This is a genomic window from Exiguobacterium sp. s101 (assembly GCF_018617835.1).
In the GTDB taxonomy this organism is placed as follows: domain Bacteria; phylum Bacillota; class Bacilli; order Exiguobacteriales; family Exiguobacteriaceae; genus Exiguobacterium; species Exiguobacterium marinum.
The window spans coordinates 69,230-87,132 of the sequence record NZ_JACSKX010000004.1 but is presented as its reverse complement, the minus strand read 5'-3'; the positions used below and the strand labels follow the sequence as shown (position 1 = coordinate 87,132).

20 protein-coding genes are annotated in these 17,903 nt (G+C 49.2%); 15 read left to right on the top strand and 5 right to left on the bottom strand.

Going from position 1 to position 17,903, the window contains the following annotated elements:
- Window positions 1-47: 47 nt before the first annotated feature.
- On the bottom strand, window positions 48-1,118 hold the full coding sequence (locus tag KNO76_RS05105) for an N-acetylglucosaminidase (RefSeq protein WP_251127895.1): 1,071 nt from the start codon (window positions 1,116-1,118) through the stop codon (window positions 48-50).
- 77 nt (window positions 1,119-1,195) lie between these two features.
- Here KNO76_RS05105 and KNO76_RS05100 point away from each other — a divergent pair, with 77 nt between their 5' ends.
- Together KNO76_RS05100 and KNO76_RS05095 are read left to right on the top strand one after the other, a co-directional pair.
- Entirely contained in the window at window positions 1,196-2,194 is a 999-nt protein-coding gene (locus KNO76_RS05100; RefSeq protein ID WP_214883233.1) for an aromatic acid exporter family protein, read from the top strand.
- A 173-nt stretch (window positions 2,195-2,367) separates the two neighbouring features.
- A complete protein-coding gene (locus KNO76_RS05095; RefSeq protein WP_214883403.1) occupies window positions 2,368-3,495 on the top strand; it encodes a M20/M25/M40 family metallo-hydrolase in 1,128 nt (375 codons plus the stop codon).
- Window positions 3,496-3,540: 45 nt separating this feature from the next.
- Here the strand turns inward: KNO76_RS05095 and KNO76_RS05090 are convergent, their stop codons facing one another.
- Window positions 3,541-3,714, bottom strand: a complete 174-nt coding sequence (locus KNO76_RS05090) for a hypothetical protein (protein WP_167330581.1) — start codon at window positions 3,712-3,714, stop codon at window positions 3,541-3,543.
- Between the two features lie 72 nt (window positions 3,715-3,786).
- Here KNO76_RS05090 and rnz point away from each other — a divergent pair, with 72 nt between their 5' ends.
- Genes rnz through KNO76_RS05055 form a run of 7 tightly spaced genes read left to right on the top strand, consistent with a single transcriptional unit; the run spans window position 3,787 to window position 8,448 of the window.
- Window positions 3,787-4,692, top strand: coding sequence for a ribonuclease Z (gene rnz / locus KNO76_RS05085; protein WP_214883231.1), 906 nt, complete (start codon window positions 3,787-3,789; stop codon window positions 4,690-4,692).
- Between the two features lies 1 nt (window position 4,693).
- The gene (locus tag KNO76_RS05080; protein WP_214883229.1) at window positions 4,694-5,578 is read left to right on the top strand and encodes a hypothetical protein; all 885 of its coding nucleotides are present in this window, start codon (window positions 4,694-4,696) and stop codon (window positions 5,576-5,578) included.
- Window positions 5,575-5,985 carry a DUF4430 domain-containing protein gene (locus KNO76_RS05075; RefSeq protein WP_026825778.1) on the top strand — a complete coding sequence of 137 codons (411 nt, stop codon included), beginning with the start codon at window positions 5,575-5,577 and terminating at the stop codon, window positions 5,983-5,985. Before KNO76_RS05080 ends, KNO76_RS05075 begins: the two co-directional genes overlap by 4 nt.
- Window positions 5,936-6,622: a hypothetical protein gene (locus tag KNO76_RS05070; protein ID WP_251127894.1), complete on the top strand. Its 687-nt coding sequence runs from the start codon at window positions 5,936-5,938 to the stop codon at window positions 6,620-6,622. Before KNO76_RS05075 ends, KNO76_RS05070 begins: the two co-directional genes overlap by 50 nt.
- Window positions 6,600-7,556 carry an ATP-binding cassette domain-containing protein gene (locus KNO76_RS05065; RefSeq protein WP_214883227.1) on the top strand — a complete coding sequence of 319 codons (957 nt, stop codon included), beginning with the start codon at window positions 6,600-6,602 and terminating at the stop codon, window positions 7,554-7,556. The genes KNO76_RS05070 and KNO76_RS05065 overlap by 23 nt, the downstream gene beginning before the upstream one ends.
- Window positions 7,529-8,074: a hypothetical protein gene (locus tag KNO76_RS05060; protein ID WP_214883224.1), complete on the top strand. Its 546-nt coding sequence runs from the start codon at window positions 7,529-7,531 to the stop codon at window positions 8,072-8,074. The genes KNO76_RS05065 and KNO76_RS05060 overlap by 28 nt, the downstream gene beginning before the upstream one ends.
- A gap of 41 nt (window positions 8,075-8,115) precedes the next feature.
- Complete coding sequence (locus tag KNO76_RS05055) at window positions 8,116-8,448, top strand: hypothetical protein (RefSeq protein ID WP_026825782.1); 333 nt, start codon at window positions 8,116-8,118, stop codon at window positions 8,446-8,448.
- A gap of 30 nt (window positions 8,449-8,478) precedes the next feature.
- Here KNO76_RS05055 and KNO76_RS05050 read toward each other — a convergent pair whose 3' ends face one another.
- Window positions 8,479-9,273, bottom strand: coding sequence for an SDR family NAD(P)-dependent oxidoreductase (locus tag KNO76_RS05050; RefSeq protein ID WP_214883221.1), 795 nt, complete (start codon window positions 9,271-9,273; stop codon window positions 8,479-8,481).
- A 151-nt stretch (window positions 9,274-9,424) separates the two neighbouring features.
- Here KNO76_RS05050 and KNO76_RS05045 point away from each other — a divergent pair, with 151 nt between their 5' ends.
- The 3 genes from KNO76_RS05045 (at window position 9,425) to KNO76_RS05035 (ending at window position 13,048) form a co-directional block, all read left to right on the top strand.
- Window positions 9,425-10,321 carry a peptidase U32 family protein gene (locus KNO76_RS05045; RefSeq protein WP_353047875.1) on the top strand — a complete coding sequence of 299 codons (897 nt, stop codon included), beginning with the start codon at window positions 9,425-9,427 and terminating at the stop codon, window positions 10,319-10,321.
- Between the two features lie 9 nt (window positions 10,322-10,330).
- Entirely contained in the window at window positions 10,331-11,572 is a 1,242-nt protein-coding gene (locus KNO76_RS05040) for a peptidase U32 family protein (RefSeq protein ID WP_214698900.1), read from the top strand.
- A 78-nt stretch (window positions 11,573-11,650) separates the two neighbouring features.
- Entirely contained in the window at window positions 11,651-13,048 is a 1,398-nt protein-coding gene (locus KNO76_RS05035; protein WP_214698898.1) for an MATE family efflux transporter, read from the top strand.
- Here KNO76_RS05035 and KNO76_RS05030 read toward each other — a convergent pair whose 3' ends face one another.
- Window positions 13,049-13,912, bottom strand: coding sequence for a DMT family transporter (locus tag KNO76_RS05030; protein ID WP_214883215.1), 864 nt, complete (start codon window positions 13,910-13,912; stop codon window positions 13,049-13,051).
- A 196-nt stretch (window positions 13,913-14,108) separates the two neighbouring features.
- Here KNO76_RS05030 and KNO76_RS05025 point away from each other — a divergent pair, with 196 nt between their 5' ends.
- From KNO76_RS05025 to KNO76_RS05015, 3 genes are all read left to right on the top strand, one after another.
- Window positions 14,109-14,522 carry a hypothetical protein gene (locus tag KNO76_RS05025; RefSeq protein WP_214883213.1) on the top strand — a complete coding sequence of 138 codons (414 nt, stop codon included), beginning with the start codon at window positions 14,109-14,111 and terminating at the stop codon, window positions 14,520-14,522.
- Window positions 14,523-14,645: 123 nt separating this feature from the next.
- Window positions 14,646-15,119: a hypothetical protein gene (locus KNO76_RS05020; protein ID WP_214883210.1), complete on the top strand. Its 474-nt coding sequence runs from the start codon at window positions 14,646-14,648 to the stop codon at window positions 15,117-15,119.
- A 311-nt stretch (window positions 15,120-15,430) separates the two neighbouring features.
- Complete coding sequence (locus KNO76_RS05015) at window positions 15,431-17,557, top strand: DNA topoisomerase III (RefSeq protein ID WP_214883207.1); 2,127 nt, start codon at window positions 15,431-15,433, stop codon at window positions 17,555-17,557.
- Between the two features lie 66 nt (window positions 17,558-17,623).
- Here the strand turns inward: KNO76_RS05015 and ytzI are convergent, their stop codons facing one another.
- A complete protein-coding gene (gene ytzI / locus KNO76_RS05010; RefSeq protein ID WP_214883204.1) occupies window positions 17,624-17,815 on the bottom strand; it encodes a YtzI protein in 192 nt (63 codons plus the stop codon).
- Between the last annotated feature and the right edge of the window lie 88 nt (window positions 17,816-17,903).

Below are 17,903 nucleotides of genomic sequence, written 5' to 3'. Positions count from 1 at the left end.
TCGAACGAAACGTCAAGTAGCCCGACTCATATGAGCCGGGCTACTATTCATTGGATTTGCTTCAACTGTTTCAAACCGAGCTCACGATCAATCGTATACATCGTACCGGCGACCTTCTCGCCCCAGTATGGGTCCGAAGCATAGAAGATATTGATGCCTTCCTGTTTGTTACCGGGGTAATCTCCGCGAGCGTATGGACCTTTGACATATTTAGTCGCAAACAGTTCTGCAGCAGCCTGAACGCTTGCATCGATTGTTTTAAACATTGTGGCATTCTCACTCGGGTTGTCGTCCGTCGCCCGGAATCCAAATAGGTTTCGTTTTTCCCGTGCGATGTCGGACGTTCCAAATCTTGACTCATGCCCGGCAACCGCAAGTAAGAACAGAGCATTGATTCCGTAAGTATCCTCTGCCCGTTTAAAGGCCTTTCCTTCCCCTGCGAGCGGAGAATCGATGGACCGTAAATATTGATCAAACTCTTTCGTGGTATACGGAGAGGACGAACGAATCGATGCAAATTGATAAGGAGAGTCGAAGACGTCTTGGACGCGTTCCGTATAGTAACGATCATCCGAGCGCTTTTTCGTTGGTCCGACGAGGAACTTGCCGGCGAGATGACCGTTCGCTTCGACCGAATGGTAGACGTCCCCATCTTGAATTTCATAATATCCCCGTCTTTCGACCACAGCTTCAGGAAACAATGTCATTTGATCAGGTTTGACATAGACGTCAGCTCCTGAGATGCGAACTTTTAAATGACCGTTTCCTCGTTCGATTAACTGAAGTCGTGTGCCGCCGGCGACATATGATTGTCGCTTTTTAAACGCCTCATCTTCATATAAATTTGTGATCGCATCACTTGGGGTGACGACGATCCCGGTACCCGTGAAATCGAGGACTTCACCGGAAGGAGAGAACAGGGTGCGGTTCTTACCAGAAGTCATGTATCGTTTCGCTTCATCGAGAGATTCGAATGACCGCGTGACGCGATCGCCATTCGTCATGGTCTCGACGGTATACATGTCTTCATGTCCGGATTGAATCCATAAAAATGCGGCGACTACGAGACTTAGTGTCGCGACCATCGGCCATATTGTACGTTTTCTCTTTCGTTTCAATTAGATCACTTCCAAACTTTTGAATTGCCAAACGAGTTAATTTAGTCAACAATTTGATGAAGAAGGGGGAAATGAATATGAAAATTGGAACGCGGACGTTGAAGACCGCGGTCGCAGCGGGTATCGCGATGCTCATTTCCGAGACGATCCATCTTGATTTTTTTGTATTCGCAGCCATTATTGCCATCTTGAGTATTCAAGAAACACGAAAAAAATCGATTCGAGCCTCCTATGAGCGCGTCATGGCGAGTCTCCTCGCTATCGGAATGGGCGCGGCGATGTTCACATTACTTGGTTATTCGCCAGTAACACTTACTCTTTATTTTGTCATCTTCATTCCGCTCGTACAACAATTGAAACTGCAGGACGGATTGATCACGAGTGTCGTCATCTTGACGCATCTTTATACCGAAGCACAATTTTCAGTAGAGCTGTTCATTAACGAGCTTTTACTGATCGTCATCGGTGTCGGTGTCGGGCTCGTCGTCAACATGTATATGCCGACGCTCGACCAGGAAATCGAGCGCATCAAAGATAGTATCGACCGCTCGCTCGCGGTACTGTTTTACGATGTGGCGGCGTGTGTCGAAACCGGTGTGTATAACCATCATTCGATGATGCTCATCAAGACGCGAGATTATCTGAAGGAAGGGAAGGACTTATCCCTTCGACGTATGGGTAACTCGATTGGGAAGCGTAACGAAGACATGGATTATTTATACTTCCGGATGCGTGAGCGACAATATGATATTTTGAAGCGCGTCGCCGATAACGCAAGAGAGATCACGATGGTCGTCAATGAAGCAAAACCAGTTGCGACGTTTTTGCGTCGGGTCGGAGACCACGTGAACGAACAGGCGGACGCCTCGGTCTTCCTGCAAGAACTTGAAGAGATGATTGAGCACTATCGAAAAAACGTACCCCTCCCCACGACTCGTGAGGAATTTGAGGTACGCTCATCCTTATTGAATATTTTATCTGATGTGAAAAGTTACTTAATCTTAAAAGAGCGATATATCCTGCTCTTAAAAGAACATGGTCATGCTCGAGAGAAACGTGCTGATCAAAAAGATTGAGACGATGACGACGACGCCGATTTGAATGATGCGTTGTCGTTTTTTCTGTTTTTTCTTCATGGCTTGCCTCCATAAACGTGTTTGCCATCATTGTACAGAATGGAAAAGATTCGTGCAATCTAAGGGAGTTTGTTATAATGGTCAAGAAATGTTTGGATGGAGGGATGTTGTTTATGGTAAACGAGACACGTGTGCTCGACACTTTCTTAGGGTTGGTCGGCATCGATTCAGAAACGAAGGAAGAAGCGGTCATCTGTGAACACTTGAAAGGTGTCTTCACTGAGCTTGGTTGCGACGTCTATGAGGATGACGCATCAACGAAGACGGCGCACTCTGGTAATAACTTGATCATCACGTTGCCTGCAACGAAAGAAAATATCGATCCGATTTACTTCACGGCTCACATGGACACTGTGACACCAGGTAAAGGAATCAAGACGAGTATTAAAGATGGGTATGTCGTCACAGATGGCACGACCATTCTCGGAGCAGATGATAAGACGGGACTCACGGCAATGATTGAACTCGTTCGTGTGTTGAAAGAAAAACAGATTCCACATGGCCAAATCCAATTCGTGATTACGGTCGGAGAAGAATCAGGTCTCGTCGGTGCGAAAGTGTTGGACTTGTCGAAGATCGAGGCGAAGTTCGGCTTTGCGCTTGACTCGGATGGCCCGGTCGGTGACATCATCGTTGCGGCACCGACACAAGCGAAAGTAAACGCGAAGATTTACGGAAAAACGGCTCATGCGGGTGTCGCGCCAGAGAAAGGCATCTCGGCGATTCAAATCGCAGCTAAAGCCATCGCGAAGATGCCTCTCGGCCGAATCGATGAAGAGACGACTGCGAATATCGGACGCTTCGAAGGCGGACGCGCGACAAACATCGTGTGTGACTACGTCGAAGTACTCGCAGAGGCACGCTCGCTCATCCACGAGAAGATGGAGAAGCAGGCAGAAACGATGAAGCAGGCCTACATTGAAGTCGCTGAGTCGTTTGGTGCTCGTGCTGAGGTCGACATCCACATCATGTATCCTGGATTCAAGTTTGAAGAAGGCGACGAGGTCGTTGAAGTCGCGAAACGCGCGGCTCAAGCAATCGGACGCCCGACACGTATCTTACATTCAGGTGGCGGATCGGATGCCAACGTGATTGCGGGTGGCGGAATCCCAACGGTCAACTTAGCGGTCGGCTATGAAGAGATTCATACGACGAACGAACGGATGCCGCTCGAAGAGTTGTACAAACTTATCGAATATGTCGTGACAATCGTCGAAGAAGTCGCATCAACCGAGCAATAAAAAAGAGCCGACCATTCGTCGGCTCTTCGCATGTGTTCGTACTCGTTATGCTGCGAACTCCAATGATTCTAAAATCAATTCGTCTGTGCAATGAAGTTCGATCGCTATGTCGTGAATGCGGATAGAGGTGCCTTGTTCTTTTTGGTGCAAGCGATTCATCAAAGCTGCACGTTCTCGAATCGTTTCATAGATCGATTCGGTTTGTTCTGCCTTGGTCATCACAAATCACATCCTTTTCAGCGATTACTTTATTATAGCATGGAACGGCTTGGAGAAAGGACTAAAATATTTATGAAGTTACAGTTTTTAGGAACTGGTTCAGGGATGCCATCGAAACAACGCAATGTGTCGGGACTCGCGATCGACCTTCCAAAAGTCACCTGGTTGATTGACTGTGGTGAAGGGACACAACATCAAATGCTCTATACGAAGATCAAACCGAGGAAAGTGACGGCGGTATGGGTGACCCATCTCCACGGAGACCATGTTTTCGGCTTACCTGGATTCTTATCGACCCGCTCTGCCTTAGATGGAACGGACGCTGTGACTGTTTATGGGCCGAAAGGATTGAAAAAATGGCTTGAAGCGACATTTCGTATCACGGGTTCTCATCTCGGTTATGAGTTAAACGTTGTCGAGTTCACGGATGGAGATACATTCGAACAAGACGGTCATCTCGTCACTGTGAGAAAATTAGAGCATCGTTTTCCATCATACGGCTTTCGCATCAACGGTCCAGAAAAACGTGGAACGTTACGCGTTGACAAGGTGAGGGAGCTTGGAATCCCGAGTGGACCCATCTATAAAACAATCAAAGAAGAAGAACGGTTTGAATATGAAGGAAAATGGTATGATTCTAAAGAATATGTCACTGAACCGATTCTGGGTAAAGTCGTTGCAATTCTCGGTGATACGACCCCTTGTGAGAACGCTCGAATCTTAGCAGAAGGTGCGGACCTTCTCGTTCATGAGGCGACATTTATGGAAAATGAACAGCCGCTCGCACGCAAATATGGGCACTCGACGACACGTGAAGCGACAGCGCTCGCGAAAGCGTGTTCCGTCGGCAAGCTGATCGTCACGCACATCTCCGCTCGCTACGTCGGACGAGAAGAAGAGTTTGAACGAGAAGTCGTATCGGATTTTCCGTCGAGTTTAGTTGCGACCGACTTTTTAGAATATACAGTGGGGGATTGATGTGACCATTCAACTCTATGTATGGGCCGCGTTTTTAGCAATCAGCATTCTGTTAGGGATTCGATTGAATCAGTTAAAAGAACCGGAAGCCAATTTCTTTCCGAAGTTCTTGTTTTATTCTTTGCTTGGAATCGTCTCCTTTCCAATCGGCGGTTTTCACATCCCGATCGGATTCTTATTGTCTTTTTTATTCTTTCCAAAGCAGAACAGCCGCTATAAATGGTATGGGGCGCTAATAGGCTTCTTCTTCTTTATCGTCTTACTCTTTGTCCCGTTGTTTGATCAATCTGGATTCCGAGCCGAATCTCAACAGATTGGTGCCGTCTCCGTCGCGGACGAATCATTTGACGACATGACAGAGAAATTATTGCAGCGGATCAACAGTGATTCGATTAAATTAGACCGGGGCAAGCTACAAATTGACCGGGTAGGAAACGTCAAGTCCATTGAATACTTACTGATGGTGGAGAGAGCCGAGTCGTTCCAACAGATTCGTGTGACATACGAGTCTGGACAACTCGCCTATGAGCAGGTTGATGAACTACGAAAAGAATCTGGACAGGCGTTCTTTGAAAAACTCGTGGAATTTGACCATATGTTGTCGACTTTACGAGAACCGTCATGGGAGGAATACACTGAAGTTGTAGTTGCGCCAATCTTACAACTCTCTTATGATGGATTGTACGATATGTACACGTTCGAAAACGAGTCGATGCTCATGCTCAATCGGGACGATGAGCTCGTCAAGTTCTGGCTACAGCGGGAACCAGTCCTTGCCAACAGCATTCAACTCGTTGGACTGACACAAGAAGGGCGTAGTTCTGGGGAACGTTATGCTATTCTATATAATTATTCGATACATCAACGAGAGGATTTGACAGAATGATAAAACCATATATAAGCATTTCTCTATTAACGACTGCACTCCTTGTCGGATGTGGCGGTGAAGAAGCGCAACGTGAGGCATGTGATGTAAGTCCGACCATCTCAGTATACAATGCAGCGACCGAAGAGACGATCTATCAAGAAAAAAGCGTCTGCCTTGAAGAGGACGCGACCGTGCTCGATGCGTTGAAGGCGACTGGACTTGACCTCGAAGTGACAGGAAGCGGTGACATGTCATACGTGACGGCAATCGAGGGAATCGAAGAAAAATCAGAAGGACAATCGTCAGGATGGGTATTTGCTTTTAACGGTGCTCCGGGAGATGAAGGTGCCGGTGCGAAAGAAGTAGAATCGACCGATGTCATTCAGTGGCGGTTCGAAGAAGATGCGATTGCTTTCTTCGAATGAGGCAGATTGGGAGCGGAGACATCCTGTCACGCTCTTTTTCTTTCTCCTTAGCCACCTATACGTGCTGACGAATGTCGATGACATCATTATTTTTGTCATCGCCCTTGTCATTCTACTTATTCTCGAACGCCGTTTTCCTTGGGCGATGTTAGGGGTATTGATTGCTTTCGGATTGGTCTCGGTACTGCCTGGATTATTCGGATGGGACATTTCACTCTCGTACATATGGCGTCAACTAGTGAGCTTGGCCGCCTTTTTACTAGGCATGTTGTGGATCGCTCGCATTATTCGTCTGGAGCGCCTGCTTCCACTGTTATCCAAGTGGCCTAGATCATCGTCGCTATTGTATGGAGCGTGGGCACTCATCCCATCGATGGAACAAGCAGTGCGCCAATCGATTAGGAGTCATCCGAAAAAATTATGGCGAGAAGGGGTACGGATTGGAATCGAGAGTCAGCAACAGGAGCCGAGATTTGCCTCTGAACCGATGCGTCACTTTCGAGTAGAGGATGCTCTTCAGATTATCTTGATTGTAATGACTTGCTGGGTAGCGCTCCAGTGGACAATTATACTTTGGCTCATTTATCCGTATGTTACGAAAGGAGGTTTGCGTGATGCAATGGCTCTCTACCGCTGACGGGACGTTCGAAGAATATGTCGAACGCTACCGACCACGCGTCATCGAGATGAACCAACCGTTCTCAGGGAAAGTCGGGCATTTATTATCGAATGGGGACCCGTTTCGAGGGGCAGAGCTTGCTACACTGTTACAAATCGATGCACTCTATCCGAAGCGGTTCGACACATGTTCGAGTGGTGAACAACAGATTGTTCGTGTTGCCTTTGCACTAGTGGACCGACCAGAATCAATCGTTCTCATCGAACCGTTTCGGCATCTTGATCAATTTCGTAAAGAACACCTTGAGATGTTGCTCCGCCGTATCTCCGGGCTCGGTGTTCAAATTGGCTATACGGAAAGGGCGCGTGAGCAGTCAGGAGACGTGACGTTCACATTCACCGAATCGAATAGAGCACCAATAATCGATGCGCAAGATGTATCCTATCGGCATCCGCTTCAAGCGGTGTATGCGATCGAGGATGTGACCATCCAGTTGAATAAGCCAGGACTCACGGTCTGTATCGGGACGAACGGGAGCGGGAAGTCGACCTTGCTCGAATTGTTGGCCCGAAGCAGACGACCGCTCAAAGGACGGGTGAAGCGAGGCGAACGAGCCGTCTATCTTTCTGCCGAACCAAAATACGGTCCAAGCCAGAAGGAAGAAAGACGACGGGTCGCGCAACTGCAAGGCGTGCTTCATGATCCGTCGAGCGTCCTTTTGCTCGATGAACCGACTGTAGATTTAACGGGGCAGGAACGTGAAGCATTCGTTGAAGCAGTACGACAGAAGGCTGAGACGGCAAGGGTCGTTTGTGCGACGCACGACATGGAGCTGATTGACCGATCGACAGATGTTATTTACCTTGCGAGCGGTCAGATCGTCTTTCAAGGGACACGTTCACTCTTCCAAGAACGGAGTACGTTATGGTCACTTACGTCCTCGCCATTTTGATTGCCATCGCCGTCTTGTATCGATTCGAGAAATCCTCGATTCCGATTCAACCACTTGTCCAACTTTTAGCGCTCGCGGTGATTGGTCGTTGGCTCTTTATGACAATCCCGAACGTTCAACCGACGACGGCGATTTTGATGTTGACCGCTCTACTCGTCAGCTTGAACGGTGCAGCCATCCTTGCGCTCTTCGTGCCGATCTTGTCAGGACTCTTGCTTGGGATTGGACCGTTCGTCCTTTATCAATTTTTAGGGTGGCTCCTTGTCGTATTGCTCGTCAGCCTGTTTCGACCGCTTTTATTAAAGTCGTCCGTACTCTTCCTCGTACTAGGATTTCTATCTGGTTTTTTATACGGATGGACGACGAACGTCGCGTTTATCGAAGTGATTGGTGCAGACTTTTTGAAATTACTTTTGCTTAGTTTCCCATTTGATTTCGTCCACGGCATTTCTAACGTCGTCTTCCTCCTATTGATTCGTCCGTTATTTGAGCGCATATTCCTTCGTCAACTCGGGTAAATATACAATATTCCTATCATATTGAGTGAGGTGAACGACGGATGGATGCTTATGTCAATGTCACGGAAGTCGGTATGTTTCTACTCGTAGGGTTATTGTTTATCGTGTTAAACCTTGTTCTTTTAGCGAAGCGTTACACGAGAGCCCGTTTTGCAATGCTAAGTATTCTGGCAACAAGCGTGTGGCCGGCACTCATGATTGTTCTTTCGGTAAATCAACTGAATGTGATGGATCAACTCACTTCGGGAGAATGGACGTTAAACGCTGTGATCGCGTGGGCGGTCGTCCTCTCGACTGCGCTCATGACGATGATTCCAGCAGGAGTCTTTCTTCATCGGCTTGTGACTGTGTCTCGATTGCATTCTGAATTATAAAAGGAGCGACCTACGCGGGTCGCTCCTTTTTCATGTCGTCGATTCAGCGGCTTTACCGTCTGTTGGCTTTTGAACACGACGTAATACTTCGAGACTGAGAGCCCGTGGCATCAACTTAGCCAAACCGACCAACAGCTGGTTCGAGAGGCCAGGTACAATCACCCGTTTGTTGTTCATGACACCTTTATATCCGAAAAAGGCGACGAGGTGAGATGGCATTTTTGAGAATGATAATTCACTTCCGGCGCGATCGAAGAAGTTCGTGTCAGTCGGACCAGGGCAGAGGACACTGACGTGAACACCGCTTCCTTTCACTTCGGCATGGATCGCCTCGGTGAAGGAAAGGACGTATGCCTTCGTCGCGTAATAGACGGCCATATACGGTCCTGGTTGGAACGCGGCGACGGAGGCGACATTTAATACATGACCGTGGTCACGCTCGAGCATGCCAGGTAGATAGGCTTTCGTCAGTTCGGTCAACGTGTTGACGTTCAATCGGACCTCGTCCGCCTCCGTCTCGGCATCGAGGTCGGCGAATGCGCCGGATGTACCAAAACCGGCATTGTTGATTAAAAAGTCGACGGAAAGTCCCGCCTCGGCGATCATACTAGTCAATCGGGCTGCGGCATCATGCTTTGCCAAATCAAGCGCGAAGACATGGACGTTGATGCGATATCTCGTCTCCAGTACTTTTTTCAATTCGTGTAAGCGCGGCTCGTTTCGAGATACGAGGATACAGTCGTAACCATCTCGTGCGGCGAGTACGGCCAAGTCTAAACCGATGCCCATCGAGGCACCGGTGATTAAAGCTGTCTTTGACAACATGATCCACTCCTTTGATGAAAAGTCATACATTGTTACTTAATTCTTCACGAGTTGTTAAAATCCTGCCTCGTTTACACATTGAAACGTATGCTAAAGTATAGCAAGAAAATGTGATTAGACTCACAAAGTAAGGAGAAAAACAATCATGATGATTCAGCTCGTCACTACGGCACAAAGCGTCGATCAAGCAGAAGCGTTAATTAAAGCGGGCGCTGACCGACTGTATATCGGGAATTCACGGTTCGGGTTACGACAAAAAGGAGAGTGGACTATCGATGCTGTGAGGGAAGTCACACAACTTGCCCATCGATACGGGAAAGAAGTGACGGTGGCCGTCAATAATTTGATGCATAACGACCAGATTGATGAGTTGCCCGAATATTTACAGGAACTGAGGGCGATCGGAGTCGATGATGTGACGGCTGGAGACCCTGGAGCGATCCGTCTGATTCGACAAGCGAAGATTCCTTATTGGTACGATGCCCAAACGCTCGTCACGTCCGCCAAACAAATTCAGTTTTGGGGCAAACGGGAGGCAATCGGAGCGGTCGTCGCACGCGAAGTGACGCTCGAGGAACTCGCTCTCATCCAGCAACAAATCGGACTGCCGGTAGAAGTACAGGTGTATGGTCCGACTTGTATCCATCACTCCAAGCGTCCGCTCGTGACGAACTATTTCAACGAACTCGGTCGCCCATCTGAAGAGGCGAAACAACGCGAGTTTTACATGAGCGAGCCTGCTGATGCATCTAGCCGGTACCCGATTTATGAAGACGAGAACGGGACGCATATTTTCTCTGAAGATCTGACACTCATGGGGCAGCTGCCAACGCTAGTCAAACACGGGCTTCATACGTGGAAACTTGACGGATGGCATGCGGGCGACCAGTTTGTCGAAATCGTTAAATTGTTTACGTTCGCCCGTGCGAATCTATTGAACGGTCGATTTGACCGTGTTGAGATGGAAGCTCGTCTCAACGACCTGCAACCGGAAGGATTCCGTCTCGGAACGGGATTGTTGCTACGCAAGCCAGAAGAAATCAAGTGAGGGATAAACATGAAACGACGTCCAGAATTATTAGCGCCAGCAGGTAACTTAGAAAAATTGAAGATGGCGATTCACTACGGGGCCGACGCGGTCTATATCGGCGGACAGCAATTTGGTCTGCGTTCACGTGCCGGTAACTTTAGTTATGAGGAGATGCGAGAAGGTGTGGCGTTCGCCCATGCTCGTAATGCGAAAGTATACGTCGCCGCGAACATGGTGACGCATGAAGGCGATATCGAAGGTGCCGGTGAATTCTTTCAGACACTGCGTGATATCGGGATTGACGCGGTCATCGTCTCCGATCCGGCGATGATCGAGACATGTCTCACGGAAGCTGAAGGACTGCCGGTCCATCTATCGACTCAAGCCTCGGCGACCAATTATGAGACACTTCGCTTTTGGAAAGACGAAGGCCTTGAACGGGTCGTCTTGGCTCGTGAAGTATCGATGGATGAAATCGTGAAAATGAAACAGGAAGTCGATGTCGAGATTGAGACGTTCGTCCATGGAGCGATGTGCATCTCTTATTCCGGTCGCTGTACGTTGTCTAACCACATGACACTACGTGATGCCAATCGTGGAGGCTGCGCCCAATCATGCCGCTGGAAATATGGATTCTTCGAAGAGGGTGAACTGTTGACAGAAGAGATGGAAGCGCGCGACGAAGAACCGTTCACAATGAGTTCGGTCGACTTATCGATGGTGCGGCATATTCCTGACCTCGTGGACGCGGGAGTCGACAGTTTGAAAGTCGAGGGGCGGATGAAGTCGATTCATTACGTCGCGACCGTATGTAACGTCTATCGTCAAGTGATTGACGCGTACTGTGAGGACCCGGAGAATTTTGTCTTCGACCCGGCATGGGAAGAAGAGATTTGGAAAGCGGCCCAACGTGAACTGGCGAGTGGATTCTATTATGGCATTCCAACCGAAAAAGAGCAGTTGTTCGGGAAACCGCGTTCGATTCCGCAGTACGCCTTTGCCGCACGGGTCATCTCATACGACCCGACGAGCGGGATGGCGACACTAGAGCAACGAAACCATTTCTCGGTCGGGGAAGAGGTCGAATTTTTTGGGCCCGGATTTAAACGCTTCTCGCAAGTCATCGAGTCGATTGAAAATGTGGACGGACAGCCGCTCGAGTCAGCTAATCAAGCGATGATGACGATTCGCGTGAAAGTAGATGAACCGGTCGCGACCGATTTTATTATGCGCAAGCGAAAAAGCGTACCCGCACGCGTAGTCGTCTGACACATCCTTCGAGCCAACATAGTCGCCCGGATCGTCCATTCCTGCTACCCTAAGAGGTAGAGACGGAGGGATGGAAGGATGAACCAAAACACAGAGCAATTACGGACTGAGCCCATCGGCCGACTCCTCTTCAAATTATCGCTTCCGGCGATGATTGGGATGCTCGTGACGGCGCTCTATAACATCATTGATACGATTTTTGTCGCCCGTGGGATCGGCGCGTCAGCCGTCGCCGCCATCGGGATTGCGTTTCCGATTCAGATGATCTTGATGGCCGTGTCCAGTGCGGTCGGGCTCGGCGGGGCGTCCATCAGTTCGAGGAAGCTCGGGCGCGGGGACGATGCCGGTGCGGCTGTCACGTTTTTAAACGTGCTCGTCCTCGTCGGTCTGTTTGCGGCGTTCGCGGTCAGTTCTGCCTTCTTTATGCTAGATGAGATATTAATGGTGTTCGGGGCGACATCCGAAATCATGGAACTTAGCCGACAATACTTATCGGTCGTATTGATCAGTTCACCCTTCTTTATGTTCACGCTTGCTTCAAGTGCGATGGTACGTGCTGAAGGACAGGCGCCGTATCAAATGAAGGTCATGTTGACGACCGTCCTCGTCAATCTTGTGACGACCCCTCTTTTTATCTTCACCTTTGGGTGGGGAATGTACGGGGCAGCCATTTCGACGGCACTCGCACAAGTCGTCGGTTCCATATTGATGCTTCGCTTCTTTTTTGCCCGTAAACCAAAAACGGAACTGCGCTTCAAATGGCGACAGTTCCGGATTCGGTTTGATGAGATCAAGGAAATCATGGCAATCGGTTCGTCCTCGTTCATCATGATGGTATCCCAATCGATTCTGTTCGTCGGCGTCAACGTGATGCTTGGGACGTACGGTGGGACGGATGAGTTGGCGACTTTCGCCATCATCAATAAGTTCATGGCGCTCGTCGGTATGCCGATCATGGGTATTGTCCAAGGGATGCAACCGATCGTCGGGTACAACTATGGAGCCGCCCAGTTTGATCGCATGCGTGAGACGATTTGGACGGCAATGCGTGCCGGAATTGCAATCGCCGTGGTCATCTGGCTCGTCTTGCAGTTGTTCCCGCATACGCTCATGGGATGGTTCTCGACGGATGATGCATTAATCGCAGGAGGCGTGACCGCGATTCACATCCTGTTCGCGGTCTCCTTCTTACCGAGCGTGCAGATGCTCGTCAACGGGATTTATCAGTCGCTCGGAAAGGCGCGAGTCGCCATGTTCCTCTCGCTTTCCCGTCAGACGCTCTATACGATTCCGCTCGTCTTCATCCTACCATCGTTTCTCGGGGTGTTCGGCGTCTGGCTCGCATTCCCGATTGCCGATGCGATGACGTTTTTGACGGCGGTCGCTCTGGCGTTTTGGGACCGTAAGCTGTTGTTCCGTCCTTCAGAAGAGGATGCAGAAGATCGTCCGGGGGACCCGAAAGCTACGAATCTATAATCAGACGTCCGCTCGAGTCGAGCGGGCGTCTTCTTTTAGGAACAGATAGATCCCTGCGAGGAGGATGATGGCACCGGTCCACTGCAACGGACTGAGCCGTTCTCCGAAAAAGGCGTACCCGAACAGCATTCCCCATAGTGCCTCACCGAGAATCGTGATGCTGACGACTGTCGCACTGACCCGTGCGAGCGCATAGTTGAACAAATTATGCCCGAGGATCGTCGGGAAGAATGCGAGTGCGAGGAAGTACCACCAGTTGACCGATTCGAATGCCGTGAACGACGTGCCGCGTACGAGCAACATGAAGCAAAGAACGACCGTCGCGACGAGGTAGACGCTAAATGAATACGTGTTCGTCTTCATCTCGGTACGGACGTGTTGTCCGACGAGCCAATATCCGGCGATGAGGAGAGCGGCGAGCAAGGCGAGCATGTCCCCAAAGAGCGCTTCACGACCGAGTTGAACATCCCCTGCGGCGACGAGCATGCCCCCGAGGACAGCGACGAGTGCGTAAGTGAGTCCTTGTTTGGTCGGATTTTTTTTGAAGATGACGGCATTTCCAATCAAGACAAAGATTGGGCTCGATGTGACGAAAAGAGTCGAACTGGCGACTGTCGTATAATCGAGCGATAAAAACCAGAGCCAAAAGTGAAACGCGAGAAGCGTCCCGCTAAGGAGTAAGGCATACCGGGTCATGAGACGTGTTCCGATGAGTGATTTGAAGTCGACGAATGGCAACAGCATCAGACACGTGATCAGCATGCGGTAAAAGGCGGCCGTCTCGGCAGGAGCGGACGTCCATTTGACGAATAGGACGCTCGTCGACAAGAAAAAGACAGCGGCGAACAAAATGAGATAAGACATGGCGACACTCCTTCACTTATGTATTTCTTAGTCTAATGATAGCGGAAAATAGTATATACGGGAATTTCATATTTCGTATACATGAGAGAAGAATGAAAATAGGATTGTTAGCTTAACGTATAAAGATGACGAGAATGCCGAAATCATTCAATCTGCTCTCGGTCAGGCAACGATATACTATAATGAAAATGATTTAGTGAAGAAAATCATTACACCGTGCAATGAAGAGTTCCAGTTCTCCTATACCACGTCGGAGTTAATCAAAAAAATCAGGGGACCGAGACTGACTCATGAGATGAATTATGGTCCGAATGAGAAGATGACCCAGATCCAGACGAATAAGAAGGACACGGAGACGGTCATTTTCTCTGAAACGTATGAATATAACAAAGATGAGCAAATCATCAAGGCGACGAACAATGATTCCGGGCAAAAAACATATACCTATACGAAGGAAGGGTTCTTGCAATCTGTCACTCGAGGGAGCGACACGATAGACTATACGTATGACTTGAGCGGGAATATGCTGAAATCAGAAGACCAGTCCGGCAAATTGATCTCTGAAAATAAGTACCTACAAGGAAACCGTATCGATACTTCAATTCAGTAGGACAAAGAGACGAACACTTATCGCCACATCAGCTGTGATTTTAGAGAGAATGGATCATTAGCAAAAGAAACGATTCGTAAACCGTCAAGCACATCGAGTAGCGCGAAACAGGCTGCGGTCGATGTGGTGAAAGAATATTACTATTCTTCGTTCAACCTGTTGATGAGCGTCACAACGAAGCAAGGACGTAAAGTCACTGAACGCATCGAGTATACGTACGACAGCGAGGACAATCGTTCTTCGAAGAAAGTGACGAACGCTGAAGGCGACCGTTTTGAGTTCTACTATTACGATTCAAACGGGGATCTCTTCTCTGTATCACGCAAAACGGGAGACGATTTGCTTGAGAACACGATGAATTTCTATCGAGATGCAAGTGGTAAGCTCCTTAACTTTGAGTATAAAGGGACGACTTTCGACTACGTCTTCAACCAACGTGGTGACGTTGTTGCAATCACGAACGAGATTCAGGAAGTGATTGCCCGCTACAGTTATGACGAGTGGGGGAATTTGATTGCGCTTGAGGGTCTGGCGCCTCTCGGTCAAGAGGTGGCAGAAGAAAACCCGTATCGCTATGTCGGCCATTACGGCGTTTAGTCATTTCTAGAAACGGTCGTGGATGTAAAGCGATACGTAGGTCTCGAAGGACGATGTGAGTCCGCTAGAGGCTTAGAGCTCAAGCAAGTTGTACATCTCCACTTTCAGGGTATCTCAAAAGCCTCGAATGAGTCGAACTCGAGACAACGTCCGACCCGGGACATGTTGTAGGTCAGTCTCGCGTTTTCGATCCGCTCGAATCCTTTCTCGATATGTCCATCTATGACTTGATATAGTAAAATATATTGAAGACGCAATCGAATCAGGTACGTCTTGACTCGAATTAAGAGGCGAAGTAAGGAGTTCTTATTATGAGACTAATCATCGCGGAAAAGCCATCACAAGCACAAAAACTGGCCGCTCCCTATCCATCTAAAAAGCGAAAAGAGGAGATCGAAATCTCTCCGTGCCCCCGTTTTCCTGAAGGGGCGATCGTCGTATGGGCGGTCGGTCACCTTTGTGAGCTTCAGGAACCGTCGCACTATCGACCGGAGTGGAGGTCATGGAAATATGATGCGCTCCCGATCGTACCCGAGCGGTTCGACTACCGTATCTCAAAAGGCAAATCAAAGCCTTTTTATGCAATCAAAAAATGGTTGCACGATCGCTCCATCACAGATGTCATCATCGCCTCGGATGCCGAACGTGAAGGGGAGGCGATTGTCCGTCTGATTTTAAGGCTCGCGGGAAACAAAAAACCGCTCGCTCGGCTATGGATTTCAAGCTTGACGGAACAAGCGGTCGACCGTGGGTTCTCGGAACTACTGCCGGGTGAGCAGACGGTCCCGTATTACCATGAGGCGATGAGCCGCGCCTGTGCCGATTGGCTCGTCGGGATGAATGCCTCACGCGCTTATACGACCTTATTGAAGACGATCGGAATCGAAGATGTCTTCTCGCTCGGTCGTGTGCAGACACCGACACTTGCCCTAATCGTCAATCGCGAACGGGAAATCAAACAGTTCGTACCGGAACCGTACTTCGAAGTCGAGGCGACGTTACTTAAAGGTCGAAGCACGTTCAAGGCGAAGTACACCATCGGAAAGACGACGAAACTGAAGACGCGCGATGAGGCAGATGCGGTCGTCAGGCGCGCTTCCGGCACCGCTACAGTCCAAGCGATCGACAAAGAAGAAAAAATCGAACAACCTCCATTTTGGTTCAGTCTATCCGGATTGCAGGCAGAAGCGGGGAAACGCTTCGGTTTCGGGGCGAAAAAAACGCTCGATATCGCGCAAAAGTTATATACAAAAGGATGGATCAGCTACCCGCGGACCGATTCTGGATTTGTCACACAGGACGAAGCGACTCTGTTCCCTCAAACGAAGGCGAGGCTGTTAAAGTCCGATGCCTACGGCGGACTCCGTGAGCTGTTGACCGAGGACCCGTCCAAAAATCGTCGTTACGTCAACTCAAAAAAAGTGAGTGACCACTATGCGATCATCCCGACGGAAGCATGTGGCGATGTCAATCGGCTCGCTGGGGATGAGGCAAAACTGTATGATCTCATCATTCGGCGTTTCCTCGCGGCGTTCGCACCTGCTGCGACGCTTGAAAAGACGACGGTCGACCTGTTAGATGGAACGGATCTCTATCGGGCGAAAGGGACCGTCGTCGTACGTCCAGGCTATCGGGATGTCGTCGAGATGAAATCCAAAGACGTCGAGCTCCCTTTACTGACCATCGGGGAAGTGTTGAAGGAGAAGACTGTCGATGTGCTGTCGAAACAGACGGAACCGCCCAAACGCTATACAGAAGGGGCACTCATCATGGCGATGAAAGTCGCCGGGAAACAGCTTGATGATGAGGCGTTGATTCACATCATGAAAGAAGTAGAGGGTCTCGGGACCGAGGCGACACGCGCCAATATCATTGACGGGTTGAAAAAGCGCGGATATGTCCAGCTTCAGAAAAAAGAGCTCGTCCCGACAGACAAGGGTCGTCTTTTAATCGATGTACTCGGAGACAGCATTTTGGCCTCGCCCGTCATGACTGCGAAATGGGAGAAGCGACTCCATGAGATCGGACAGGCGTCCGCATCTGCCGCAGAATTTATTGAACAAGCCAAAAAAATGTCGATTCATTTGGTCGAGGAGGCAAAATCAAGGGTAGAGGCGGCGAATCCTGAAGGATATACGATTGAAGCGAAGCGATATGGGAAGAAAGGGGCGGCACGGCCGAAAGCGTCGTTCGGGGTCTGTCCGAGCTGTGGCAAAGGACTTGTCGAACATCCTAAATTCATCGGCTGTAGTGGATATCGTGAAGGCTGTCGTTTCACCGTCTCGAAGCAGGTGCTCGGCGTCGGACTCGTCAAGGATGAGTTGAGACAGATGATCAACGGGGGGCAATCGAACGTCCATACGTTTAAAAAAGGCGAGAAAACGTTTAACGCTTCGTTATATTTAGAAAAAGGTGAGCTCCGATTCGAGTTCAAATAAAAAGAAGGGTCTTAGTGAACACTCCATAAAAGTCGGACGTGACAATCCAACTTTTATGGAGGAAGTTCAGCGTGGTCCTTCTGACTGATCTGTCTTTTCTTGTGCTTTTTCGGACTCGATCCGACGATTGATTTCGTCGTAGTCGAGGACGATATCATCTTTATTGTCTTTATACGCGTACCCTTTTTGGATGACGACGATGGACGCGATAAGGACGAGTAAAATAATCAAGCCGCTGACGGCGAAGATCCAGGCCATAAGAATCCCCCACTTTCTAATTTAAGTATGCCAAAAGGTGAGCCGGTTCATCAACTGGAATGAATAGACGGTTATGTCGTGTGACATC

Bases quoted from the DNA above. Each gene is read 5' to 3' on its own strand.
- KNO76_RS05060 (WP_214883224.1), top strand. From the start codon at position 7,529: ATGGTCACTTACGTCCTCGCCATTTTGATTGCCATCGCCGTCTTGTAT.
- ytzI (WP_214883204.1), bottom strand. From the start codon at position 17,815: ATGGCCTGGATCTTCGCCGTCAGCGGCTTGATTATTTTACTCGTCCTT.
- KNO76_RS05035 (WP_214698898.1), top strand. From the start codon at position 11,651: ATGAACCAAAACACAGAGCAATTACGGACTGAGCCCATCGGCCGACTC.
- KNO76_RS05050 (WP_214883221.1), bottom strand. From the start codon at position 9,273: ATGTTGTCAAAGACAGCTTTAATCACCGGTGCCTCGATGGGCATCGGT.
- KNO76_RS05065 (WP_214883227.1), top strand. From the start codon at position 6,600: ATGCAATGGCTCTCTACCGCTGACGGGACGTTCGAAGAATATGTCGAA.
- KNO76_RS05075 (WP_026825778.1), top strand. From the start codon at position 5,575: ATGATAAAACCATATATAAGCATTTCTCTATTAACGACTGCACTCCTT.
- rnz (WP_214883231.1), top strand. From the start codon at position 3,787: ATGAAGTTACAGTTTTTAGGAACTGGTTCAGGGATGCCATCGAAACAA.
- KNO76_RS05100 (WP_214883233.1), top strand. From the start codon at position 1,196: ATGAAAATTGGAACGCGGACGTTGAAGACCGCGGTCGCAGCGGGTATC.
- KNO76_RS05095 (WP_214883403.1), top strand. From the start codon at position 2,368: ATGGTAAACGAGACACGTGTGCTCGACACTTTCTTAGGGTTGGTCGGC.
- KNO76_RS05015 (WP_214883207.1), top strand. From the start codon at position 15,431: ATGAGACTAATCATCGCGGAAAAGCCATCACAAGCACAAAAACTGGCC.
- KNO76_RS05055 (WP_026825782.1), top strand. From the start codon at position 8,116: ATGGATGCTTATGTCAATGTCACGGAAGTCGGTATGTTTCTACTCGTA.
- KNO76_RS05090 (WP_167330581.1), bottom strand. From the start codon at position 3,714: ATGACCAAGGCAGAACAAACCGAATCGATCTATGAAACGATTCGAGAA.
- KNO76_RS05040 (WP_214698900.1), top strand. From the start codon at position 10,331: ATGAAACGACGTCCAGAATTATTAGCGCCAGCAGGTAACTTAGAAAAA.
- KNO76_RS05030 (WP_214883215.1), bottom strand. From the start codon at position 13,912: ATGTCTTATCTCATTTTGTTCGCCGCTGTCTTTTTCTTGTCGACGAGC.
- KNO76_RS05070 (WP_251127894.1), top strand. From the start codon at position 5,936: ATGTCATTCAGTGGCGGTTCGAAGAAGATGCGATTGCTTTCTTCGAAT.